At 70.3% G+C, this 21541-nt stretch carries 17 protein-coding genes, 2 tRNA genes and 1 pseudogene; 11 read left to right on the top strand and 9 right to left on the bottom strand.

The window, feature by feature from the left end; translation table 11 throughout:
• Nucleotides 1-187 precede the first annotated feature (187 nt).
• Nucleotides 188-829 (bottom strand): superoxide dismutase, encoded by a 642-nt coding sequence (locus ACFU8W_RS11285; RefSeq protein WP_384034788.1) that lies wholly within the window; start codon nt 827-829, stop codon nt 188-190.
• Nucleotides 830-1203: 374 nt separating this feature from the next.
• On the opposite strand from ACFU8W_RS11285, the pseudogene ACFU8W_RS11280 reads away from it, so the two are divergent.
• Nucleotides 1204-1717 (top strand): annotated as a pseudogene (locus tag ACFU8W_RS11280) (hypothetical protein); the annotation flags it as partial.
• Nucleotides 1714-2346 carry a histidine phosphatase family protein gene (locus ACFU8W_RS11275; protein ID WP_384034785.1) on the top strand — a complete coding sequence of 211 codons (633 nt, stop codon included), beginning with the start codon at nt 1714-1716 and terminating at the stop codon, nt 2344-2346. The pseudogene ACFU8W_RS11280 and the gene ACFU8W_RS11275, both read left to right, overlap by 4 nt.
• Here ACFU8W_RS11275 and ACFU8W_RS11270 read toward each other — a convergent pair.
• Together ACFU8W_RS11270 and ACFU8W_RS11265 are read right to left on the bottom strand one after the other, a co-directional pair.
• Entirely contained in the window at nt 2336-3751 is a 1416-nt protein-coding gene (locus ACFU8W_RS11270; RefSeq protein ID WP_384034782.1) for an amino acid permease, read from the bottom strand. The genes ACFU8W_RS11275 and ACFU8W_RS11270 overlap by 11 nt on opposite strands.
• 146 nt (nt 3752-3897) lie before the next feature.
• Complete coding sequence (locus tag ACFU8W_RS11265; protein ID WP_384034779.1) at nt 3898-5301, bottom strand: amino acid permease; 1404 nt, start codon at nt 5299-5301, stop codon at nt 3898-3900.
• 260 nt (nt 5302-5561) lie between these two features.
• On the opposite strand from ACFU8W_RS11265, the gene ACFU8W_RS11260 reads away from it, so the two are divergent.
• A complete protein-coding gene (locus tag ACFU8W_RS11260; RefSeq protein ID WP_345518249.1) occupies nt 5562-6158 on the top strand; it encodes a biotin transporter BioY in 597 nt (198 codons plus the stop codon).
• A 373-nt stretch (nt 6159-6531) separates the two neighbouring features.
• Here the strand turns inward: ACFU8W_RS11260 and ACFU8W_RS11255 are convergent, their stop codons facing one another.
• Both ACFU8W_RS11255 and ACFU8W_RS11250 read right to left on the bottom strand, forming a co-directional pair.
• Nucleotides 6532-7869, bottom strand: a complete 1338-nt coding sequence (locus tag ACFU8W_RS11255; protein ID WP_384034776.1) for an FAD-binding oxidoreductase — start codon at nt 7867-7869, stop codon at nt 6532-6534.
• A 92-nt stretch (nt 7870-7961) separates the two neighbouring features.
• Nucleotides 7962-9425 carry an amino acid permease gene (locus tag ACFU8W_RS11250; protein ID WP_345518253.1) on the bottom strand — a complete coding sequence of 488 codons (1464 nt, stop codon included), beginning with the start codon at nt 9423-9425 and terminating at the stop codon, nt 7962-7964.
• A 248-nt stretch (nt 9426-9673) separates the two neighbouring features.
• Here ACFU8W_RS11250 and ACFU8W_RS11245 point away from each other — a divergent pair, with 248 nt between their 5' ends.
• Nucleotides 9674-10162, top strand: a complete 489-nt coding sequence (locus ACFU8W_RS11245; RefSeq protein ID WP_345518255.1) for a ribose-5-phosphate isomerase — start codon at nt 9674-9676, stop codon at nt 10160-10162.
• A gap of 77 nt (nt 10163-10239) precedes the next feature.
• Nucleotides 10240-11049 carry a DNA-formamidopyrimidine glycosylase family protein gene (locus ACFU8W_RS11240; RefSeq protein ID WP_345518257.1) on the top strand — a complete coding sequence of 270 codons (810 nt, stop codon included), beginning with the start codon at nt 10240-10242 and terminating at the stop codon, nt 11047-11049.
• Nucleotides 11050-11389: 340 nt separating this feature from the next.
• Here the strand turns inward: ACFU8W_RS11240 and ACFU8W_RS11235 are convergent, their stop codons facing one another.
• A complete protein-coding gene (locus ACFU8W_RS11235; RefSeq protein ID WP_345518259.1) occupies nt 11390-12622 on the bottom strand; it encodes a GNAT family N-acetyltransferase in 1233 nt (410 codons plus the stop codon).
• A gap of 105 nt (nt 12623-12727) precedes the next feature.
• On the opposite strand from ACFU8W_RS11235, the gene ACFU8W_RS11230 reads away from it, so the two are divergent.
• Nucleotides 12728-13873: a PP2C family protein-serine/threonine phosphatase gene (locus ACFU8W_RS11230; RefSeq protein ID WP_345518261.1), complete on the top strand. Its 1146-nt coding sequence runs from the start codon at nt 12728-12730 to the stop codon at nt 13871-13873.
• Nucleotides 13874-13999: 126 nt separating this feature from the next.
• Here the strand turns inward: ACFU8W_RS11230 and ACFU8W_RS11225 are convergent, their stop codons facing one another.
• Nucleotides 14000-15136 carry a cation:proton antiporter gene (locus ACFU8W_RS11225; protein ID WP_345518263.1) on the bottom strand — a complete coding sequence of 379 codons (1137 nt, stop codon included), beginning with the start codon at nt 15134-15136 and terminating at the stop codon, nt 14000-14002.
• 236 nt (nt 15137-15372) lie between these two features.
• Between ACFU8W_RS11225 and ACFU8W_RS11220 the strand changes: the two genes are divergently transcribed.
• The 3 genes from ACFU8W_RS11220 to ACFU8W_RS11210 are packed head-to-tail and all read left to right on the top strand — an operon-like array spanning nt 15373 to nt 19208.
• A complete protein-coding gene (locus ACFU8W_RS11220) occupies nt 15373-16209 on the top strand; it encodes an ABC transporter ATP-binding protein (protein ID WP_384034770.1) in 837 nt (278 codons plus the stop codon).
• A complete protein-coding gene (locus ACFU8W_RS11215) occupies nt 16209-18692 on the top strand; it encodes an ABC transporter permease (RefSeq protein ID WP_384034767.1) in 2484 nt (827 codons plus the stop codon). The genes ACFU8W_RS11220 and ACFU8W_RS11215 overlap by 1 nt, the downstream gene beginning before the upstream one ends.
• Nucleotides 18693-18701: 9 nt before the next feature.
• Nucleotides 18702-19208, top strand: coding sequence for an HD domain-containing protein (locus tag ACFU8W_RS11210; protein WP_384034763.1), 507 nt, complete (start codon nt 18702-18704; stop codon nt 19206-19208).
• A gap of 5 nt (nt 19209-19213) precedes the next feature.
• Here the strand turns inward: ACFU8W_RS11210 and ACFU8W_RS11205 are convergent, their stop codons facing one another.
• The gene (locus tag ACFU8W_RS11205; RefSeq protein WP_384034760.1) at nt 19214-20368 is read right to left on the bottom strand and encodes an acyltransferase family protein; all 1155 of its coding nucleotides are present in this window, start codon (nt 20366-20368) and stop codon (nt 19214-19216) included.
• 481 nt (nt 20369-20849) lie between these two features.
• Here ACFU8W_RS11205 and ACFU8W_RS11200 point away from each other — a divergent pair, with 481 nt between their 5' ends.
• Nucleotides 20850-21044, top strand: a complete 195-nt coding sequence (locus ACFU8W_RS11200) for a hypothetical protein (protein WP_037698756.1) — start codon at nt 20850-20852, stop codon at nt 21042-21044.
• Nucleotides 21045-21132: 88 nt separating this feature from the next.
• Here ACFU8W_RS11200 and ACFU8W_RS11195 read toward each other — a convergent pair.
• Nucleotides 21133-21206 (bottom strand) — tRNA-Gly (locus ACFU8W_RS11195).
• A gap of 165 nt (nt 21207-21371) precedes the next feature.
• Between ACFU8W_RS11195 and ACFU8W_RS11190 the strand changes: the two genes are divergently transcribed.
• Nucleotides 21372-21448: transfer RNA gene (locus tag ACFU8W_RS11190), tRNA-Pro, on the top strand.
• The last annotated feature ends 93 nt before the right edge of the window (nt 21449-21541 follow it).

Below are 21541 nucleotides of genomic sequence, written 5' to 3'. Positions count from 1 at the left end.
CGAAGGTCGACGACTGTGCCGCACGGACCCGTCCTGCCTCCACCCGCCAGGCGTCCGTAGCCAACCGTGCAAGCAGGGTTGGCGAAGAGCCCCCGCGAGTCACGTCCTCGCGGGGGCACTCCGTTCATCCGCCTGCCCGGTGAAGGTTGAGAAGACGATCACGAGGCAGGTCGCCTGTGTGCCCGGGTCAGGGGGCGAGCAGCAGTACGTCCGCGCGCTCCTTGGCGGCCGCGTACCGCTTCGCCACGTCCTGCCAGTTGACGACGCGCCACATCGCCTCGATGAAGTCCACCTTCTGGTTCTTGTACTGCAGGTAGAAGGCGTGCTCCCAGGCGTCGAAGACCAGGATCGGGGCCGAGCCCTGGCCGACGTTGCCCTGGTGGTCGTAGACCTGCTCGACGATCAGCTTGCCGCTGACCGGCTCGTACGCGAGAACGCCCCAGCCGGATCCCTGCGTGGTGGCCGCGGCCTTCGTCAGCTGGGACTTGAAGCCGGCGTAGGAGCCGAAGGAGTCGGCGATCGCGTCCGCGAGGTCGCCGACGCCGTCCACCGCGAGGGGCTCGCCGCCGCCGTCACCGCTCATGTTGTGCCAGTAGATGGAGTGCAGGATGTGGCCGGACAGGTGGAACGCGAGGTTCTTCTGCAGGCCGTTGATCGCCCCCCAGGCCTCCTTGTCGCGCGCCTCCTCCAGTTGCTCCAGGGTGTCGTTGGCGCCCTTGACGTAGGCGGCGTGGTGCTTGTCGTGGTGGAGCTCGATGATCTGCGGGTTGATGACCGGTTCGAGCGCCGCGTAGTCGTACGGAAGTTCCGGGAGCGTGTACGTGGCCATGGGGCGAACCCTCCAGCTGCTTTCCTGTTGTTATTGCAACCTATATGCAAATGCAGGCTAGCAGGAGGAAGAGGGCGTGCGAGTGCGGGGACGCCGGTGTCGGTGCGGGGCGCCGGTGGAAGCACCGCGTACGTCTGCGTCCCGCACAGGCACAGGAACGCGTCCCGTTCAGGCGCGGCCGCGCGTACGGGCAGGGGGACAGCCGAACCCCTGCGTCGAACCGCCGCGCCGAGACGGAAATTCTCGGTGCACAGTGAGAAGTCCACAGAGGGAGCCGGTAGGTGGATGGGTATCGATCTCGGCACACAGGGCGTCCGTGCGGTCGTCGCCCGGGCCGGTCACTGACCACCGGGCTGATGTACGACGACGGGCGGGCGGCCGAGGCGACCGGGATACCGGCGGGCACACTCATCGTGGCCGGGATGACGGACGGCTGCGCGGCACAGATCGCCTCCGGCGCGCTGACCGTCGGCTCGTGGAACTCGGTGCTCGGCACGACGCTGGTCCTCAAGGGCGTCACCTCGTCGCCCGTTCGGGACCGGACCGGCGTGGTCGACAACCACCGTTCTCCGGACGGCAGCCGGCTGCCCGGCGGAGCTTCGGGCGTCGGCGGAGGGGCGCTGACCGCCGCCTTCCCCGGGGCGGACCCGGTCCCGCGAACCCGCCTTCGGCATGGCGGTCCTCGCCGCTTACGGGGCACGGGCCACCGCCACCCCGCAAGAGACCGCGGACCACATGGTCGGAATCCGGCAGGTCCTGCGCCCCGACCCGGCGCGCACCGCCCGCCACACGGAGCCGTACCTCAAGCTGGTGGACGAACTGGAACGGCGGGGTCGGCTGTCCGCAGTGCTCGCCACCCACGCCCGGTCCCGAACGGAGAGCCGATGACCAAGAGCCCGACCACCTTGTTCCTCGCCCGGCACGGACAGACCGCGTGGCACGCCGAGAACCGCTACGCCGGGGTCAGTGACGTCGCCCTCACCGACGAGGGGCGCCGCCAGGCCGAACAGTTGGCGCAGTGGGCGTCCCGCCACCGGATCGACGCGATCTGGACGTCGACCCTCACCCGTGCCATCGAGACCGCCGAACCCGTCTGCTGGACGCTCGGCCTCGTACCCGGACGCGAACCGGATCTGCGGGAGTGCGACTTCGGGACGGTGGAGGGGCGCACCCTCGCCGAGTTCGCGGCCGAGGACCCGGAACGGGCGGAGGCGTTCCGGGCCGACCCGGTGATCAACGCCTTCCCCGGGGCCGAGGACCCGCGCGTGGCGGCGGCCCGGGGGACGACGGCGCTGCGCCGGATCGCGGACGGTCATCCGGGGCAGCGGGTCCTCGTCGTCGCGCACAACACGCTGTTGCGGCTGGTGCTGTGCGAACTGCTGTCGATCCCGCTCGGCGCCTACCGCCGCGTCTTTCCGCAGCTGCGGAACGCGGCGGTGAGCGAGGTGCGGCTGGGGGAGGAGGGAGGCGCGCTGCTCTCCCTCAATGTGCCCTGCGTACCGGACGTCAGCCCTTGACGGCCGCGGCCCGCCGCTGCCGCACGACACCGATCACGATGAGTACGGCGGTCAGCAGACCGGTCGCCAGCAGCTGGTCACGCGTGTCGGGCTGGCGCAGCATCAGCAGGAAGATGCCGGCCATGGCCAGCAGTGCCAGCACCGTCCCCACCGGGAACAGCCACATCCGCACCACCAGCTTCTCGGGCGCCTCGCGCTCCAGCCGGGTGCGCAGCACCAGCTGCGAGGCCGCGATGAAGATCCAGACGACCAGGATCACCGCGCCGATCATGTTGAGCAGCCAGGGGAAGACATCGTCCGGGCGCCAGTAGCTGAGCAGCACGCAGAGGAAACCGAAGACGGACGAGACGAGAACCGCGTTGCGAGGCACCCCGGACGTGATCCTGCCGAGCCGCTGCGGGCCCTGGCCGCGGGCGACCAGTGAGCAGGCCATGCGCGAGGCGCCGTAGATGTTCGCGTTCATCGCGGAGAGCAGCGCGACCAGGATGACCACATTCATGATCTCCGCGGCGCCGCTGATGCCGAGGTGGTCGAGGGTCGCGTAGAACGGGCCGACCGTGGCGACCTTCGGGTCGTCCCACGGCACGAGCGTGACGATGACCGCCATCGAACCGACGTAGAACAGCGCGATCCGCCACATCGCCGTCCGCACCGCCTTCGCGACACCCCGAACCGGGTTCTCGGACTCGGCCGCGGCGATGGTGACCGTCTCCAGGCCGCCGTACGCGAAGACCGAGGCCAGTAGCCCGATGATGAAGCCGTTGGAGCCGTTCGGCAGGAACCCGCCGTCACCGGTGAGATTGGCGCCGCCGGGGGCGTCCGTACCGGGCAGCACGCCGAGGATCGCCAGCACACCCAGCACCAGGAAGAGCGTGATCGCGGCGACCTTGAGCGCGGCGAACCAGAACTCGAACTCGCCGAAGTTCTTCACGGCGGCCAGGTTCGTGCCGAGGAAGACCGCCATGAACAGCGCGACCCAGGCCCACTCCGGGGTGCCGGGCAGCCAGCCGGTGACGATCTTCGCGGCGCCGATCCCCTCAAGGCCGACGGCGACACAGAGGAGCACCCAGAACGCCCACCCGGCGGTGAACCCGGCCCACGGACCGATCGCCCGCTCCGCATGGACGGAGAACGAGCCGGACGCCGGATTGGCGGCGGACATCTCGCCGAGCATGCGCATCACGAACATGACCAGCAGTCCGGAGATGGCGTAGGCGAGGACGATCGAGGGTCCGGCGGAGGCGATACCGGCGCCGGAACCGACGAACAGTCCAGCACCGATGACGCCGCCGAGGGCGATCATCGACAGATGACGCTGCTTGAGTCCATGGGTGAGGGCGGAGTCGACCGGGGCAGCGGAGACTTCGGAGCCGGCGGTGGGGGGAGACGCGGAAGTCCGAGACATGGACGTGCTCTGTTCGGTAGGCGAGACGGTGGACGAGGCCACAGTCTCCCCGCGCCCCCCGCCCACAGGGAACAGCTGTCCGCTATACGGGCACCGGGCTCACACATGGTGCACACGCGCGTACGCACCCGCGACGGCTCCCCCCGTTAGCCCCGGCGCCGTTCCCGCACCTCCCGCGCCAGCGCCACGAGCAGCACCAGACCGGTCGCCCCCGCCGACCACAGCACCTGCGGCCGCGCCACCTCATCGGTCAGCATCAGCACGAGCACGGCCACCAGCGCGACCAGGGTCAGCCAGGTCAGCCAGGGGAAGAACCACATCCGCAGGGTCAGGGCCTCGGGCGCCTCGCGTTCGATACGGCGGCGCAGCCGCAGCTGGGACGCGGCGATCAGCCCCCATACGAACAGCAGCACAGCGCCGACCGAGTTGAGCAGATAGAGGAAGACCGAGTCGGGCCACTTCAGATTGAGCAGTACGGAGACGAAGCCGAAGGCGACCGAGGCGAGCACCGCCCGCCGCGGCACCCCGCCCTCGACCTCGTTGCCGCCCGACACCTTGAGCAGGCCGCGCGGCCCCTCGCCGCGCTCGGCCAGCGAGAAGATCATCCGGGACGAGCCGTAGAGATTGGCGTTCAGCGCGGAGAGCAGCGCCACGAACACCACGATGTTCATGATCTGCCCGGCCGACGGCACCCCGATCGCGTCCAGGACCTTGACGTACGGGCTCAGCCCGGCCTGCTGCGCGGTCCACGGCAGCACCGTCACGATCACGAGCATCGACCCGACGTAGAAGAAGAGGATGCGCACGACCGCGCTGCGCACGGCGCGTCCCACCGCGCGCGCCGGATCGTCGGTCTCGGCCGCCGCGATGGTCACGACCTCCAGTCCGCCGAACGCGAAGACGACGGTCAGGACACCGGACACGACCCCGGCCCAGCCGCTCGGCAGGAAACCGCCCTGGCCGGTCAGGTTGGTCAGTCCTACCGGATCCGTGTCCGGGAGCAGACCGAAAATGGCCAGCAGCCCGAGCACGAGGAAGACCACGATCGCGACGACCTTGAGCGCGGCGAACCAGAACTCGAACTCACCGAAGTTCCTCACCGCGGTCAGATTGGCGACGGTGAACACCACCATGAACACCAGCACCCAGGCCCACTGGTCCACGGCCGGCACCCAGCCATGGGCGATCGTCGCGGCAGCGGTCGCCTCCACGGCGAGTACCACCACCAGCAGGAACCAGTAGAGCCAGCCCACACTGAACCCGGCCCACCGGCCGAGCGCCCGCTCCGCATGGACGGAGAACGAACCGGAGGCGGGCATCGCGGCCGACATCTCGCCGAGCATCCGCATCACCAGCATCGCGAGGGTGCCGGCGATCAGATACGAGACGACGATGGCCGGGCCCGCGACGGCGATCCCGGCGCCCGAACCCACGAAGAGGCCGGCGCCGATCACCCCGCCCAGTCCGAGCATCGTCAGATGGCGCTGTTTCAACCCGTGCGCCAGCGGTTCCGGCTGCCTGGGCTCCGTGGGGGGAGGGGTGTCGTGCATGGGGTGCGGATCACTCTCGGATCATTTATGGGGAACCTACAGTCTCACGTTGCGCGACCCCGCCCGGCGGACAGCCCCCTCCCGCCCCCACCTCAGTGACGAGCATCACGCCGTCGCGTGATTGCCCACCGGCCTTTGTGTGAACCCCACCAAGCCGCCGAGCGCCGCTTTGTGGGTGGCTGATGGTGATCGAGCGTTAACCCGTGGGCTAACGTCAGCCTCAGTCTGTCCCCACCTGCCCTCACCACCGCGGAGTCCCGATGAGCACTGCTGCCGCTGCCCCTGTCCGTACCGGAGCGGTCCTCGCCGACCTGCTGCCCGCAGCCCGGCACCGCTACGCCGTCGACACGGCCCTGGTCGTCGGCGGCGCCGCGCTCACCGGCATCGCCGCCCAGATCGCCGTCCCGGTCCCCGGCTCCCCGGTCCCCGTCACCGGCCAGACCTTTGCCGCGCTCCTCGTCGGCACCGCCCTCGGCGCCCGCCGCGGCTTCCTCTCCCTGGCTGTGTACGCGCTCGTCGGCATGGCGGGCATGCCGTGGTTCGCGGGCGGCAGCTCCGGCGCGGGCGGTGCCTCGTTCGGTTACGTCCTCGGCATGCTGCTCGCCGCCACCGTGGTCGGCGGCCTCGCCCGCCGCGGCGGCGACCGGTCGGTGCTGCGCACCGCGGGCACGATGGTGCTCGGTTCCGCGATCATCTACGCGATCGGTGTCCCGTACCTGGCGCTCTCGACGGGGATGTCGGCGAGCGCCGCGATCGCGGCGGGCCTGGTGCCGTTCCTGCTCGGTGACGCGCTGAAGGCGGTCCTGGCGATGGGCGCGCTGCCCACCGCCTGGAAGCTCGTCGGCCGCCGCGGCTGACACATGGGGGCTACTCGCCCTCGTAAACCGCTCCTGGACAGTGAGCAGGAGTGAGTCCTGGCTCACCGGCACGCCCCGAACGGTCTTGGGCGCACTGGTCCTCCGCTTTCGCCTCCCGGTCGGCGACGCATATCCCGTATGCGGTCCGTTCCAGGCGGGCGGAATCCCTCACGACCTGGCCATATGGGTGTGGCCAGAGGCGACGGGGAGGCCCCGAACCATCTCGCTGGTGGCGCGGGGGCCCCGACTGCTGACGCCACACCCGGCGTCCCAGATCGCACCGAGAACGTTACGCACGCCCCGCCAGGCATACCCGCAGATCGTCACGCCGTTCACTCAGTCGTGGCTACCTGGGTCAAAGCAGCTTGCGTGCCTAGCAGTTGTGAACCCCTCCGAAGAGGCTCGCCGGGTCGTACTGCGACACCAGACCGGCGAGCCTCTTCCGCGTCCGCTCGTCGTGGAGCCCCCCGGTGCGGTCGCCGCCACCGAACGAGAAGTTCAGCGAGCGCCCCACGGCCAGCGGCTCCAGCACGGAGGACACCTGTGCGTACAGGGCCCGTACTGCCGCCACACCGGTCCCGTCGAGCGGCGAGAGCAGCCGCAGCAGGAAGGCGGCGTCGCGGTACGGCACGGCAGTGGGCACCGGGGGCTCCGCGGCCAGTGCCCCGCCCAGATGGTTGATCTGCACCACGGTCATCATCGGCGCCTTCGGCCCGGTCAGCTCCAGGGCCCGCAGCGCACGCTCCGCGTCCAGCCCGCTCAGCATCGCGCTGTCGCCGTAATAGGCATGCGGGAACGGCGGGTCGCTGTGAATGGTGTGGCTGTCGGTGTACGGCATCTCCCGCAGCGAATCCGCGAGCGAGGGCCCGATCGCCCGCAGCGGGGCGACCAGCCGCTCGCCCTCGGCGGCACTGCCGGTGTACGCGACCCGCACCGAGATGACATACCTCCCGCGCAGCGCCTCCGGCAGCCGGGGGATGTCCGGGTACGGGAGCGCCGCCACGGACGAGGTCAACGCGTCCGGCACGGTCCGCGTCCACTCCAGATAGGTCCGCAGTACCTCGGACGCCGCTTCCCCGTCCGCGCCGTCGAAAGCGATCGAACCGCCGTACACCCGCGCCACCGGAACCAGCCCGATCTCCAGCGCGGTCACCACCCCGAGCCGGTGCCCGCCGCCCAGCAGCGCCCAGAACAGCTCGGGTTCCTTCTCGGGGGTGACATGACGCAGCCGGGCGTCGGCCGTCACCACATCCAGCGAGCGCACCCGGTCGGCGGCGTAGCCGAACGTACGGCCCAGCACTCCGAGACCGCCGCCCAGCGTGTACGAGACGGCGCCGACGCTCGGCGCGGAGCCGTTCAGCGGGGCGAGGCCGTGCGCGGCGGCGGCCTCGACGACCTGGCCCCAGCGCACCCCTGCCCCGATCCGGGCGGTCCCGGCGGCGGCGTCGATGCGTACGTCGTCCATCCGGCGCGTACTGATCAGTACCCCGCCCTCGGCGGGGCCGGCCAGACCGTGCCCGGTGGCCTGGACGGCGACAGGCAGTCCGCGAGCGGCGGCGAACACGACGGCGGCCCGGACCTCGTCGGCATCGGTGGCACCGACGATCAGTCCGGGCCGGAGCGTGAAACCGGTCTGGAAGCCGGCCAGTTCCTCCGCGTATCCGGGGTCGCCGGGGCGGAAGGTGAACTGGGCAGGCAACTGGTCGATCATGGGGAGGCTCTCCGTTCGCCCGGTGGAAACTGCGGCGGGAGAGAGCCTCCCCGGTATACCTGACATCTGCCGTCAGGTATCGACGGGCTCGGTCAGGCGTCGGCGGACGCGTCCGCCGTGACCGCTGCGCTCTTGCGCTGCCGGACCTCACGTACCAGCGAGATCGCCACCACGAGAGCCGCGACGAGCAGCGAGAGCAGCACCTGCTCACGGCCGCTGTCGTCGGTCAGCATGTAGACCAGCACGAACGAGATCATCGCGATGGTCGCCCAGGTCAGGTACGGGAAGAGCCACATCCGTACGACCAGCTTCTCCGGCGACTCGCGCAGGATGATGCCCCGCATGCGCAGCTGGGTGAAGCAGATGACCAGCCAGACGAACAGGGCGACCGCACCGGACGAGTTCAGCAGGAACTGGAAGACGGTGTCCGGCCACTGGTAGTTGAAGAACACGGCGACGAAGCCGAAGACGACGGAGGACAGGATGGCCGCCTGCGGCACGCCCCGCTTGTTCGTCCGGGCGAACGCCTTCGGCGCGTCACCGCGGCCGCCGAGCGAGAACGCCATCCGCGAGGCCGTGTAGAGGCCGGAGTTGAGGCAGGACAGCACGGCCGTCAGCACGATGACGTCCATCACCTGGCCGGCGTGCGGGATACCGATCGAGTTCAGTGCGGCGACATAGCTGCCTTCCTCGAGGATCGACGCGTCGTTCCACGGCAGCAGCGTCAGCACGATGAAGATCGAGCCCAGGTAGAAGACGGCGATCCGCCAGATCACGCTGTTGGTGGCCTTCTGGACGGCGCGCTGCGGGTTCTCCGACTCGCCGGCCGCCAGCGTCACGATCTCGCTGCCCATGAACGAGAAGACGACCATCAGCACACCGGTGAGGATGGCGCCGGGCCCCTTGGGGAAGAACCCGCCGGTGTCCGTGAGATGCGCGAGCCCCGAGCCGGGGTTGTCCGAGCCGGGCAGCAGCCCGAAGACGGCGAGCAGCCCGACGACGACGAACGCGCCGATCGCCACGACCTTGATTCCGGCGAACCAGAACTCGAACTCCCCGTACGAACCGACCGAGACCAGGTTCGTCGCGGTGAGCACGACCATCACGATCAGCGCCCACGCCCACTGCGGGACGCCCGGCACCCAGCCCTCCAGGATCTTGGCACCCGCCGTGGCTTCGACGGCGAGCACCACGACCCAGAAGAACCAGTACAGCCAGCCGATCGAGAATCCGGCCCAGCGGCCGAGGGCCTGGTCGGCGTATGCGGAGAAGGAGCCCGAGCTCGGACGGGCCGCGGCCATCTCGCCGAGCATCCGCATCACGAAGACGACCATGAGGCCGACCAGTGCGTACGAGAGCAGGATGGCGGGACCCGCGGCGGCGATACCGGCGCCGGAGCCCACGAAGAGGCCGGCGCCGATCACCCCGCCGATGGCGATCATCGAGAGGTGACGATTCTTGAGACCGGCCTGGAGCCCGTCGGAGGAGCCCGGCTTGTCCGCCCGGTCCGGCTCGCCGGGCTGGTGGCCCGGCCCTGCCAGAGTCGTCTGCGTCATGGATCGAATCCTTACGTTCTGGATCACTCAGTTCCGTGGCTGTGCCGCTGCACAGTGGTGTGGCCGCGGAGTCTCAGCATTGAAGCCTGCGGAACCCTGGAAGCGGAACCCCCTCTTCCGGATCGTTGGCCGGATCGTCGAGTGGCATTTCCCACACACTCCGCACGAGGGCTGCGCGGCTCCGGCCGGTCCGAAGGGTCCCGACCCCGATGACGGCTACCCCGCGCTGCGCATGCCACACTCGGAACATGCGCGTGTACCTCGGCTCAGACCATGCCGGCTTCGAACTCAAGAACCACCTCGTCGAGTGGCTCACGGCCCATGGCCACGAAGCCGTCGACTGTGGCCCCCACATCTACGACGCCCAGGACGACTACCCGCCGTTCTGCCTCCGCGCCGCCGAGAAGACGGCCGCGGACGCGGGCAGCCTCGGCATCGTGATCGGCGGCTCCGGCAACGGCGAGCAGATCGCCGCCAACAAGGTGAAGGGCGTGCGCGCCGCACTCGCCTGGAGCGAGCAGACCGCCGCGCTCGGCCGCGAGCACAACAACGCCAACGTGGTGGCCATCGGTGGCCGGATGCACACGGTGGAGGAGTCGACGAAGTTCGTCGAGATCTTCCTCGCCACGCCGTACTCCGGCGAGGAGCGTCACACCCGTCGTATTGAGATGCTGACGGCGTACGAGACGACGGGCGAGCTTCCCCCGATCCCCGCCCACCACCCGCAGCAGGGCTGACCGCCCCACACACCCCGTGCCGCCGGCCCGCCCGGCGGCACAGCCATTTCCCCACCCGACCGAGGAGAGCCACCACCGTGCCCGAGGGACACACGATCCACCGTCTGGCCGCTGACCACCGCGACCGGTTCCTGGGCGGGCCGGTGCGGGTGAGCAGCCCGCAGGGCAGGTTCTCGGACAGCGCGGCGCTCCTCGACGGCCGTGCGTTCACCGACGTCGACGCGCACGGCAAGCACCTGTTCCTCGGTTTCGAGGACTTCGGCTGGGTCCACATCCACCTGGGACTGTTCGGCAAGCTCCACTTCGGTACGACACCGGTACCGCCGCCCACCGACACGGTCCGCCTGCGCCTGGCCAACGAGGAACACCACGCGGATCTGCGCGGTCCGACCACCTGCGCCCTGATCACGGAACCCGAGAAGCGCGCGATACACGAGCGGCTGGGCCCGGACCCGCTACGGACCGACGAGGACGGCGAACGCGCCTGGCAGCGGATCTCGCGCAGCCGCATCAGCGTCGCCGCCCTGCTGATGGACCAGAAGGTCATCGCGGGCGTCGGCAACGTCTACCGCGCCGAGGTCCTCTTCCGCCACGGCATCGACCCGTACCGGCCGGGCAAGGACCTCACCCGTGCGGAGTGGGACGCGATGTGGGACGACCTGGTGATGCTGATGCGCGAGGGGGTGCGGAACAACCGCATCGACACGGTCCGCCCCGAGCACCTTCCCGAGGCGATGGGCCGCGCGCCGCGAGTGGACGACCACGGGGGTGAGGTGTACGTGTACCGCCGCACGCACCAGCCGTGCCACATCTGCGGCACGGAGGTGCGCACGGCGGACCTGGCAGCCCGCAACCTCTTCTGGTGCCCCGACTGCCAGCGGCACTAGGGCGTGTGTCGGAAGTCCCGCCTGCCCGGCGACGCCCGGCACGCACGCTCGCTGCGTTGTCGGGCTCGCCCGAGTACGTCCCGTACGAGGACGACCCTCCGCCTTGCGATCGCACGCACCGGACGCCGCCGGGCCCGCCCTTCGGGCGGACGGCGGGACTTCCGACACACGCCCTAGCCCACCCCCGGCTCCCTCGCCGTTCCGGGGGCACGCCCTCCCCCTTCCCCGAGCTCTCAACTCCGTTCGAGCAGGGGAGACCTCGTCCAAGGATTTCCGGCCGCCGTGCGATCGCACGCACCGGACGATGCTCCCCACGGGGCAAACATGGCCGGTCGCGGCACTAGAACCCCCGCGGCAGCCACGGCTCCACCGCCGACGAGAACGCCAGCGAGGCCTCGTCGACCGCCCCCGCCCGCAACTCCCGTACCCGGCCCGCCCGCGCCAGCGAGTCCACCGATGTGCCGCCCAGGTACGCCGCCCCCAACTCCCGCACCGAAAGGGCAAGATCCGCAGGGTCGTCCGTCCGCTTGCACGACGCTCCCCCCTTCGCGTCGGCCGTCAGCCGCCAACGCCCCTCGTTCCAGGGGCAGAACGCGTCGGTCACCTCGAACACCACGTCCACCGGCGCCCGGTACGCCCGCGCCTCCAGCGCCGCGCCCAGTTCCACCAGCCGAACGTACAGCGAGTCGCGCACCGTGATGTTGCACCGCCGCACGTCCGAGACGAGGTGCAGGAGGGCATCGTCGACCGGCCGGTTCCGTGCCTCGACCGTCGACGTCAAGTCGATCTCGAAGAGGAACCGCCAGAGCGCCGCGTACGCCGCCGGGTCGAGGGCCGACACATCGTCCGCCACGATCCGGCCCTTGGGGCCCGCCGCGTCCCATTCCGGCTTGTTGCGGAAGGTCGCGTACCCGACCACCCCGCCGTCCCGTTCCGCCAGCACGCACTGCAGCGGCGACGCCCCCCGCCGCGCACTCTCCGGGTCGAGCACCGCCTTCCGTTCCCAGCCGGGACCGTGCGCCGGTGCGCCCGGCCGTCCAGCCACCAGCTGCTCGTACACGCCCTCGATCGTGGTGAGCGCCTCGTCCGGCTTCGCGTACCGCAGGCGGATTCCGTCCGTGCCGTCCGGCACCGTCAGCCGTACCCGGTCGGTGTCGATCTCCAACGACATCTGCTTCGTGGCCGCCCCGTACCCGAACCGACCGTAGATCGCGGGCTCCGAAGCCGTCAGCACGGCGAGCGGCTCACCCAGGGCCCGCACGTCGTCGAGCTGGCGCCGCATCATCGAGGTCAGCAGTCCGCGCCTGCGGTGTGTGGCCGCGACGCTCACCATCGTCACCCCTGCCGCCGGTACCAGCGCCCCGCCCGGCACGGCCAGCCGGAAGCTGAACGCACCCGCCGTACCGACCACGTCCGAGCCGTCCCAGATGCCGATGGACCGCTCGTGCTCGGTCAGCGCGTCCCAGAGTTCGCGTTCCTCCGGGGACTCGGCGAGTCCGCCGAAGGCGAGTTCGAGACTCCCGAACCATTCGTTCCATTCGGACGGACGCAGTACCCGCAACTCTGTAGTCATATGCCATGCCTACCAGGGGTACGGCAGCCAGGCGACCCGATTTCGAACGCATTGTCACAGGGGTCCCCCTGCACCGGAGGTGCCCGGGTGGATAAGGTCCCCGCAATGGCCCGTCGCGCAAGAGCAGACTCATACCCGGCCCGATTGAGGAAATCGGCGCAGCGGGCGCGTACCGCGCTGCGCAAATCCGGGGTCGACTACTTCCGGGGCGACGGCTCCGACTGGATCGCTCTGGCCGGACTGCTGCTCACCATCCCGGCGATCACCTGGGGCACGCTGCTGAACGCGGTGTGGTGCGCCCCGGCCGCGCTCGTGCTGCCGATCGTCGCGGGCGGTCTGCTGCTGCGTCCGGCCAGTCTGCTGGGGCTGTACGCGACCGCTGCCGCGGCCCTGATCGTGGAGTCCGTCGCGCTCGGCCCGTACGGACAGGGAGCGGCCCGGGTCACCCCGGGCACCGTCCTGGTTGTCGCGGCCTGCGGCTTCTTCGGTCTGATCGTCGCCCAGTTCCGGGCCAGGGTCGGAGTGCCCTGGCGGCGCGGCGGCACCATGCTCTTCGACCTGCGCGAACGCATCCGGGTGCAGAGCGCCCTGCCACGCCTGCCGCAGGGCTGGCACCGGGAGATGGCGCTGCGCCCCGCGGGCGGCCAGTCGTTCTCCGGCGACTTCGTCGTCGCGGCCCGCACCAACGGCGGCCGCACCCTGGAGGTCGTCCTCACCGATGTGTCCGGCAAGGGCATGGACGCGGGGTCCCGCGCCCTGCTGCTGTCCGGCGCCTTCGGCGGTCTCCTCGGCTCACTGCCGCCGCACGGCTTCCTGCCCGCGGCCAACGGCTATCTGCTCCGCCAGGACTGGGACGAGGGCTTCGCCACCTCGATCCACCTGGTGCTGGACCTCGAATCGGGTGACTACGAGCTCCTCTCCGCGGGCCACCCGCCCGCCCTGCAGCTGCACGCGGGAAGCGGCCACTGGGAGGAGATGGCCGCGGAGGGCCCGCTGCTCGGGGTGTACGACGGGGCGCAGTTCGACGCGGTGAAGGGTTCGCTTGCCCCCGGCGACGTCCTGATGCTGTTCACGGACGGCCTGGTGGAGGCGTCCGACCGGGACATCGCGGACGGTATCGACCGGCTGACCGGCGAGGCGGACCGCTATGTCGTCACCGGCTTCGAAGGCGCGGCCTGGCATCTGATCGAGGCCTGCGCGAAGGATGTCAACGACGACCGGGCGCTGCTGCTCCTGTCCCGCCGTCACTGAACCGTCTGTCGTCGCCCCGAACCGGGCTTCCGTCAAGGGAAGTCGGCCCGCCACCCGAACGTGGGGCAACGGCCGCTCTCCGGGCGCGGGACACGGAGGTCCGCACCCGGAGAGCGCCTGTCCCGCTCAGGTCCCCGGCAGGATCCGGGCCAGCCAGTGGGACCGCCCGGCGGCCAGTGGCGCGAGGACGGCGAGGACCAGGACATAGCCGGCGATGAACGGGGAGAGCCGTTGGTCCAGCCCCGCGCCCGCGGCCATCGTGGCGAGGATGAGCGCGAACTCACCGCGGGCCAGCAGCGTGGTGGAGATGTTCGCGGTGGCTTTCGGGCCGAAGGCGTACACCGTGGCGGTGGCCATCCCGGCGAACACGTTCATGGCGAGCGTCACCGCGGCGGCGGCCAGCACCGGCCAGAGCACGTTCGGCAGGTCGCCCGGGTTGATCGAGAGTCCGAACGCGAAGAAGAAGATCGCGCCGAAGGCGTCCCGCAACGGGTGGACGAGTTTGAGGATGCGGGCGCCCGACGTGGTGCTGCCGAGCATCAGGCCGACCATGAACGCGCCGATCGCGTCCGCGACCCCGAACCACTCCGAGACACCCGCCACGAAGACCGCGGCGCCGAGGAACGAGATGACGAGCAGTTCGTCGTCGCCGGTGTTGATCAGCTTGCCGATGGCCTTCGTGCCGAAACGGGCCACCAGGGCGAGCAGCAACAGGAAACCGAACGCCTTGCCGCCGTCGACCACCGCCGCGGCGAGGTCGTCCGCGCCGGAGAGGATGGGCTGGAGAGCGGCCAGATAGAGGGCGAGGAAGACGTCCTCGACGACGATGATGCCGAGGATCGGCTTGGTCTCCGGGTTGCCGATGCGCCCCAGGTCCACCAGGACCTTGGTGACGATGGCCGACGACGAGATGCCGAGCACCCCGGCGAGGACGAGTGCCTCCGACGTACCCCAGCCGAGCGCGAAGCCGAAGCCGAGCCCGGCGCCCACGTTCAGCGCGAGATACGTGCCTCCGGCCAGCGCCATCTTGCGCCCGCCCGCTTTGAGGTCGTCGAGGTGGAATTCGAGGCCGAGGTAGAAGAGCAGCAGCACGAGCCCGAGTGCGGAGAGCATCTCCAGGTCGTGCGGGTCGGCGACGAGGACGATGCCGGGGGTGTGCGGGCCGAGCAGGATCCCGGCCAGGATGAACAGGGGAATGGTCGGGAGGCCGATCCGGCCGCCGACCCGGGCGAGGACAGCGGCGGCGAGGAAGGCGCCGCCCATGGCTATGAGCGTGTCTGCGTGTCCGATGAGCCTGATCCTTCAGTAGGTCAAGAGAACGTCAAGAAATCGTCAGTAATTAGTTTACCGAACGACTTCGGGGGGGCCGGAGTGCCCTGGTGGGGTTTGCCCCACCCCTGATCCGCCAGCAGCCGCCATGTCCTAGGCCCACCTGTGATCCGTAGGTTCAGAGGCACCGAGCGACACCCGCTCGCGAAGGGCTACGGAAGGCGGACACCATGGGACTGCGACGCACCAGACAGGGCGCGCAGGACGGGCAGCACACGGCGCACACCGACGAGGGGCACGGCTCCTCGGACATGGCCGTCGAACTGCGCGGTGTCCGTCGGCAGTACGGTCGCGGCGCATCCGCCGTCCACGCCCTGCGCGGCATCGACCTCGCCCTGCCGCGCGCCACGTTCACCGCCGTGATGGGACCCTCCGGCTCCGGAAAGTCGACCTTCCTGCAGTGTGCAGCCGGGCTCGACCGCCCCACCGAGGGTTCCGTACGCCTCGGCGGCACCGAGATCACCGGCATGAGCGAGAACAAGCTCACCGAGTTGCGCCGTACCCGCCTCGGCTTCGTCTTCCAGGCGTTCAACCTGCTCCCGTCGCTGACCGTCGAGCAGAACGTCGTGCTGCCGATGAGGCTCGCCGGGCAGCGCACCGGCTCCGCCCGCAGCCGCCGCGAAGCCGCCGAGATGCTCGGTCGGGTCGGGCTCGGCGACAAGGGGAACCGCCGCCCCGGCCAGCTCTCCGGCGGTCAGCAGCAGCGCGTCGCCATCGCCCGCGCCCTGGTCACCCGCCCCGACGTGGTCTTCGCCGACGAACCGACCGGCGCACTGGACACCACGACCGCGGCCGAGATCCTCGTCCTGCTGCGGCACGCGGTGGACAGCCTCGGCGCGACCGTCGTGATGGTCACCCACGACCCCGCGGCCGCCGCCTACGCCGACCGTGTGCTGTTTCTCGCCGACGGTTCGATCGCGGACAGCCTGCCGCGTGCCCGCGCCGAGGAGATCGCCGCCCGGATGACCGCACTGACGGCCCCCGCCCACGCGGGAGCAGCAGCCTGATGTTCGCCCCGCACCTCCCGAACGGCCTCGCCCGCGCGGCCATCCGCTTCAAGCCCTCCTCGTTCGTGGGGACCTTTGTCGCGCTCCTGATGGCAGCTGCGATCGTCTCCGCCTGCGGCATCCTCCTGGAGACCGGAATCCGTACCTCCGTACCCGCCGAGCGCTATGCGAAGGCGCCGGTGCTCGTCGCCGCGGACCAGCAGGCACATCTGAGGGCCGGCAGCGGCGAGGGCGCATACGACGCGACGATCCCGCTCCCCGACACCGCACGGCTGCCCGAATCCCTGGTGCGGAAGGCCGCCTCGGTCCCGGGCGCGGCAACCGCGATCGGGGACGTCACCTTTCCCGTACACCTGGACCGCACACCACTGACCGCACACGGCTGGGGATCCGCCGCCCTCACCGGGACACGGCTGCTCACCGGCGACGCACCGGAAGCCGGCGACGTCGTCGTTCCCACCGGCGCCGAGGGCCGCGTCGGAGACCGCATCGCCCTGGACACCCCGGCAGGCATAAGGGACTTCCGCATCTCGGGCACGACCGACGGCGCGGCAGGCACTGCCTGGTTCACCGATCAGCAGGCCGTCGCCCTCTCCGGACACCCCGGCCGCGTCGACGCCATCGCCGTGCTCGCCGCCCCCGGCACCCCCACCGCCACCCTCGCCGACCAGGTCACCCGGGTCGTCGGCCGCACCGCGGACGCCCAGGTGCGCACCGGCGACGACCGCGGCGCCGCGGAGGACACCGGGCTGGCCGGAGCCAAGGAGCTCCTCACCGGACTCGGCGGTTCCTTCGGCGGGGTCGCCGCCATGGTCGCCGTGTTCACCGCAGCGGGCACCGTCGCCCTCTCCGTCGGCCAGCGCAGCCGCGAATTCGCCCTGCTGCGTGCCATCGGCGCCACCCCGCGCCAACTGCGCCGCACCATCGCCACCGAGTCGCTGCTGGTCGCCCCGCTCGCCGGAGCCCTCGGCTGCCTGCCCGGAATCGCCCTGGCCCACTGGTGGTTCGGCCAACTCCGGGCGAAGGGCGCCGTCCCGGACGCCGTCGGCCTGCACATCTCCTGGCTGCCGCTCACCGTCGCCACGGCCGTCACCATGGTCACCGCGCTGTGCGCCGGATACGCCGCCGCCCGTCGGCCCTCGAAGACCAAGCCGGGCCTCGCCCTCGCCCAGTCCGCCGTGGAACGCCCCCCGTTCGGCTGGATCCGTACACCCCTCGGCATCGCCGCCCTCATCGGCGGTGCGGTCTTCGCGGGCGTCGCCGCCTCCGAGACCGGCGAGGACGCGGCCAACGCCGCACTCGGCGTCGTCATGCTCTTCATGCTCGCGGTCGGACTGCTCGGCCCGCTGCTCGCCCGCCTCTGCGCCGCCGTTCTCGGCCTCCCGCTGCGTGCCGCAGGGGCATCCGGTTCGCTGGCCGCCGCCAACTCCCGTACGAACTCCCGTCGGCTGGCCTCCGCGATCACCCCGATCGTGCTCGCCATGGCCTTCGCCTCGACTCTCGTCTTCATGCACACCAGCGAGGACCGCGTGATCGCACACCAGCAGCGCGACGGCATCATCGCCGACCACATCGTCTCCGCGCAGGCGGGGCTCGCCTCCGACGCGACCGCCCGCGCCGCCGCCACGCCCGGCGTCTCCACGGCCGTCGGACTGCTCCGCGCCTCCGTCCTGGTCCCCGCAGGCAGCGGCGGCGATCGGCGGCTGCAGAGCGCGTCCGCCCAGGGCGTCATCGGATCAGGGCGCGACCTCACCGAGGTCCAGGACCTCGACGTCCGTACCGGATCGCTCACCGGACTGCGCCCCGGCACGGTCGCCATCGACACCACACTCGCCGAATCGGCGCATCTCGGCACCGGCGACCGGCTCGCGCTGCGGCTGCCGGACGGCACGGGAGCATCCCCGCGGATCGTCGCCGTCTACGGCCGCGGCCTCGGTGTCTCGCTCGTCACCCTGCCCGCCGCCGACCTGCGGACCCATGTCACCTCGCCGTACGCCTCCGACGTCCTCGTACGGTCCACCCCGGCCGCCGCACAGAAGCTCACCGCGCTCGGCACCGTCACCGACGCGTCCGGCTACGCTGCCGCGCGGAGCCAGGACCGTGAGCTCAACGCCTGGGCCAACACCACCATGGCCGCAGTTCTCGGCGGATTCGCCGCAGTCGCCGCCGTCAACACGCTGGTCATGACCGTCCTCGACCGCCGCCGCGAACTCGGCATGCTCCGCCTCGTCGGTTCCACCCGCCGCCAGGTCATGGGCATGATCCGCTGGGAGGCGCTGCTCGTCACGGTGGCCGGAACCGCACTCGGCACAGGCATCGCGCTGGCCACGCTCAACCCGATGATGAAGGGCCTGACGGGCGAAGCCCCGTACATCCCGCCCGCCCTGTACGGGTCGTTCGTCGCCGCGACCGTCGCTCTCGGCCTCGCCGCCGCCACGCTTCCGGCCCGTGCCGCCCTGCGCCGGACGGCCGCACGTCCGTAGAGTCGGCCCATGCCCGCACCCCGCAGCAATCCGACCCTGGCCGAAGTCGAGGCGATCGCGCGCACGGCCCACGCGGATCAGAAGGACAAGGCCGGCCGCCCGTACACCGAACACCTCGCCGCCGTGGCGGAGGGCGTACGGGCGAGGGGCGGCAGCGACGAACAGATCGCGGCGGCCTGGCTGCACGACGCCGTCGAGGACGAGGTGTTGTCCGAGGAGTGGCTGGCCCGCGCGGCGCTGCCGCAACAGGTCAAGGACATGGTCCTCGCCGTCACCAAACGGGACGGCGAGGACCTCGCCTCGTACACCCGGCGCATCCTCGCCACCCCGGGCGCCCTGCTGATCAAGGAGTCCGACCTCGCGCACAACGCCGATCCGGACCGCCTCGCGGTACTGGACCCGGCGACGCGTACCCGGCTGACCGCGAAATACGCGCAGGTACGCGCGCTGCTCGGGCTCACCCCTGGTGAACCGCCCGCCGACCGTCCGGATCCGGCCAACACCGCGGGCGACTGATCCACTCAGAGCCTGGCGGCGTCCCGCCGGAAGGCCCAGTGCATGTCCGGTTCGGTCGCGAAACGCAGCACCCGCCGTACGGGTGGCGTACACATCAGCGTCACCGCGGCGGCCGCGGCCAGGGAGACGAGAACCAGGCCGGCCGGCTCGGAGAGCCACGTGTACCGGTCGAACACCCCGGCGTAGCCGACGCCCTTGATCAGGAACCCGTGCAGCAGATAGCCGCAGATCGTTCCGGCGCCCAGCACCGTGAACCACATGCGGCGGCGCGGCACCCAGGCCAGGAACCCGATGGTGAGCAGCAGCGCACACCCGAACATCGCCAGCGTCATCACCGCACCCGACCACCACGGAGCGCCCATCTCCGGGGCGCTGTTGCTGCGGTAGAACCAGCCCAGCTGCATCCGCGGCGCCACCCAGTACGCGAACACGATCGCCCCCGCGAACAGCGGCAGCGCCAGCAGTCGCACCTCACGTCGGCGCACCAACTGGAAGTGTTCGGGCTTCAGTTGGAGACCGAGCACGAAGAACGGCAGGAACTGCAGGACCCGCTGGAGATCGAGATCGTTGCCGATCGTGGGGGAGAACGAGGCGAGTACGGCGATGGCGAGCGCGACGGGCATCGGATGGCGCAGCGCCTGCCACAGGGGCGTGGTGATCCGCCAGATGAACAGCGCGCACAGGAACCAGGTGAGATACCAGGGGTCGAGCAGGCTGATCGGATGGTCCGGCGAGTCGTCCGCGTACCGCTTGAAGAGCGAGTACGCCGTCTCGAACACCACATAGGGCACGGCGACGCCGGTGACCAGGCGCTTCACCTTCTTGGCGCTCAGGTCGAACGAGCGGGAGAAATAGCCGGAGACGATGATGAAGGCCGGCATGTGAAAGGTGTACGCGACCATGTACAGCGCACGGGTGATCCGGCTCCCGTCCATCACGGGTTCCCACGCGTGCGCCACGGCGACCAGCACGATCGCCAGGTATTTGACGTTGTCGAAGTAGGCGTCACGCCGCTTCGCGGGCTCGGCCGCAGGAGGCTTGTTCGCCACCGGTGCGGGGGCTGTCGCGGTGGTGGTCCTGCCTCCGTCCGGTCTGGGCTCCGGCTCCCGGGTCGCCGGGGAGATCGGGTCCCTCTGAAATACGTTCGGAGCGTGGAACATCTAAAGCACCTTAGACGTCTCGAATGCAATTCGTAAAACGGCCATCGGATATCGCGTGTTCCCGCCCATTCAAAAGTGAAACCACCCAAAAAATGCCCGCTATGACCTGATTGATCCGCCTTAAACGGGGCATATCGGCAGGCGGTTGAAGGGAGTGAATTTCATCGCATCAAGGTCGATGAAATGCATGTGAATGATGTGTGTGGATATGGAAATCGTCACATCCGCGCGCCATTCGAGTCGGGCCCCGCGCGACCCCGGTGCGACCCCGGGACGGTTCCGGCGGAGCGCCGGCAGGTGCGCCGTGAGGGTTGTGCGCCCCTCGCGCACGCGGGGCGTGAGGATGGCGGGATCCGGACAGTCCGATGCGTCACCTGGCAGCAACCACGGGGGAGTTGGTGGCACGATGGGCGTAACGGAGGAGTGCGGGGATGCACGCCTCCGGGCCGGCAAGGCGGACCGACCAAGGGTGTGATCAGTCGTGGCCATTTCACTGTCTGTGGTGCTGATGTTGGCGATCATCCTGGTGGTCCTGATCCGCAGCGGCTCCATCAAGGCCGGACCCGCGGTCGTCGCGGTGCTCTTCGGCTTCTTCCTGGCATCGACCGGCATGGCTCCGTCGATCAACAGGTTCATGAACTCGATAGCGGAGACGATCAGCAACATCTCCTTCTGACGCGCCGTCGGCCGCCCCCGTGGGGGCGGATCCCCGAACGCATCAGGGCCAGGTCGGAGGATGTCCTCCGACCTGGCCCTGAGTGGCATGGAGCGGGCGACGGGAATCGAACCCGCGTAGCTAGTTTGGAAGACTAGGGCTCTACCATTGAGCTACGCCCGCAAGCGCTGCACCACAGGTCACGAGGACCGCGGCACGAAGAGCATCGTAGCGGGTCGCGGACGGTCTGCGCACACATGGTTGCGGCACCGGGTGCCGCGATCCGTGCCGCCCCCGAAAAGCGGCCTGTGCACCGCCCGTCGGCATGTACCCTACGTGTCGCACCGACGGGGTGTGGCGCAGCTTGGTAGCGCGTCCGCTTTGGGAGCGGAAGGTCGTCGGTTCGAATCCGGCCACCCCGACCACCAGCAAGATCGCATTGTGGGAGTCATCCCCCTTGCCGTTACTATGCAAAATGCGTGCCCGTGTGTCTGATGTACCGGGCTCGATCCGCGGAG

The sequence above is a fragment of the Streptomyces sp. NPDC057565 genome (genome assembly GCF_042801455.1).
GTDB classification, from domain to species: Bacteria; Actinomycetota; Actinomycetes; order Streptomycetales; family Streptomycetaceae; genus Streptomyces; species Streptomyces yanii.
This window is presented reverse-complemented; position numbering and strand designations above follow the sequence as displayed.

Excerpts from the sequence above, each read along its gene's own strand:
- ACFU8W_RS11250 (WP_345518253.1), bottom strand. The coding sequence starts at position 9,425 with ATGACGCAGACGACTCTGGCAGGGCCGGGCCACCAGCCCGGCGAGCCG.
- ACFU8W_RS11235 (WP_345518259.1), bottom strand. The coding sequence starts at position 12,622 with ATGACTACAGAGTTGCGGGTACTGCGTCCGTCCGAATGGAACGAATGG.
- ACFU8W_RS11275 (WP_384034785.1), top strand. The coding sequence starts at position 1,714 with ATGACCAAGAGCCCGACCACCTTGTTCCTCGCCCGGCACGGACAGACC.
- ACFU8W_RS11260 (WP_345518249.1), top strand. The coding sequence starts at position 5,562 with ATGAGCACTGCTGCCGCTGCCCCTGTCCGTACCGGAGCGGTCCTCGCC.
- ACFU8W_RS11205 (WP_384034760.1), bottom strand. The coding sequence starts at position 20,368 with ATGTTCCACGCTCCGAACGTATTTCAGAGGGACCCGATCTCCCCGGCG.
- ACFU8W_RS11225 (WP_345518263.1), bottom strand. The coding sequence starts at position 15,136 with ATGGGCGGCGCCTTCCTCGCCGCCGCTGTCCTCGCCCGGGTCGGCGGC.
- ACFU8W_RS11245 (WP_345518255.1), top strand. The coding sequence starts at position 9,674 with ATGCGCGTGTACCTCGGCTCAGACCATGCCGGCTTCGAACTCAAGAAC.
- ACFU8W_RS11270 (WP_384034782.1), bottom strand. The coding sequence starts at position 3,751 with ATGTCTCGGACTTCCGCGTCTCCCCCCACCGCCGGCTCCGAAGTCTCC.
- ACFU8W_RS11215 (WP_384034767.1), top strand. The coding sequence starts at position 16,209 with ATGTTCGCCCCGCACCTCCCGAACGGCCTCGCCCGCGCGGCCATCCGC.
- ACFU8W_RS11285 (WP_384034788.1), bottom strand. The coding sequence starts at position 829 with ATGGCCACGTACACGCTCCCGGAACTTCCGTACGACTACGCGGCGCTC.
- ACFU8W_RS11255 (WP_384034776.1), bottom strand. The coding sequence starts at position 7,869 with ATGATCGACCAGTTGCCTGCCCAGTTCACCTTCCGCCCCGGCGACCCC.
- ACFU8W_RS11220 (WP_384034770.1), top strand. The coding sequence starts at position 15,373 with ATGGGACTGCGACGCACCAGACAGGGCGCGCAGGACGGGCAGCACACG.
- ACFU8W_RS11265 (WP_384034779.1), bottom strand. The coding sequence starts at position 5,301 with ATGCACGACACCCCTCCCCCCACGGAGCCCAGGCAGCCGGAACCGCTG.
- ACFU8W_RS11230 (WP_345518261.1), top strand. The coding sequence starts at position 12,728 with ATGGCCCGTCGCGCAAGAGCAGACTCATACCCGGCCCGATTGAGGAAA.
- ACFU8W_RS11210 (WP_384034763.1), top strand. The coding sequence starts at position 18,702 with ATGCCCGCACCCCGCAGCAATCCGACCCTGGCCGAAGTCGAGGCGATC.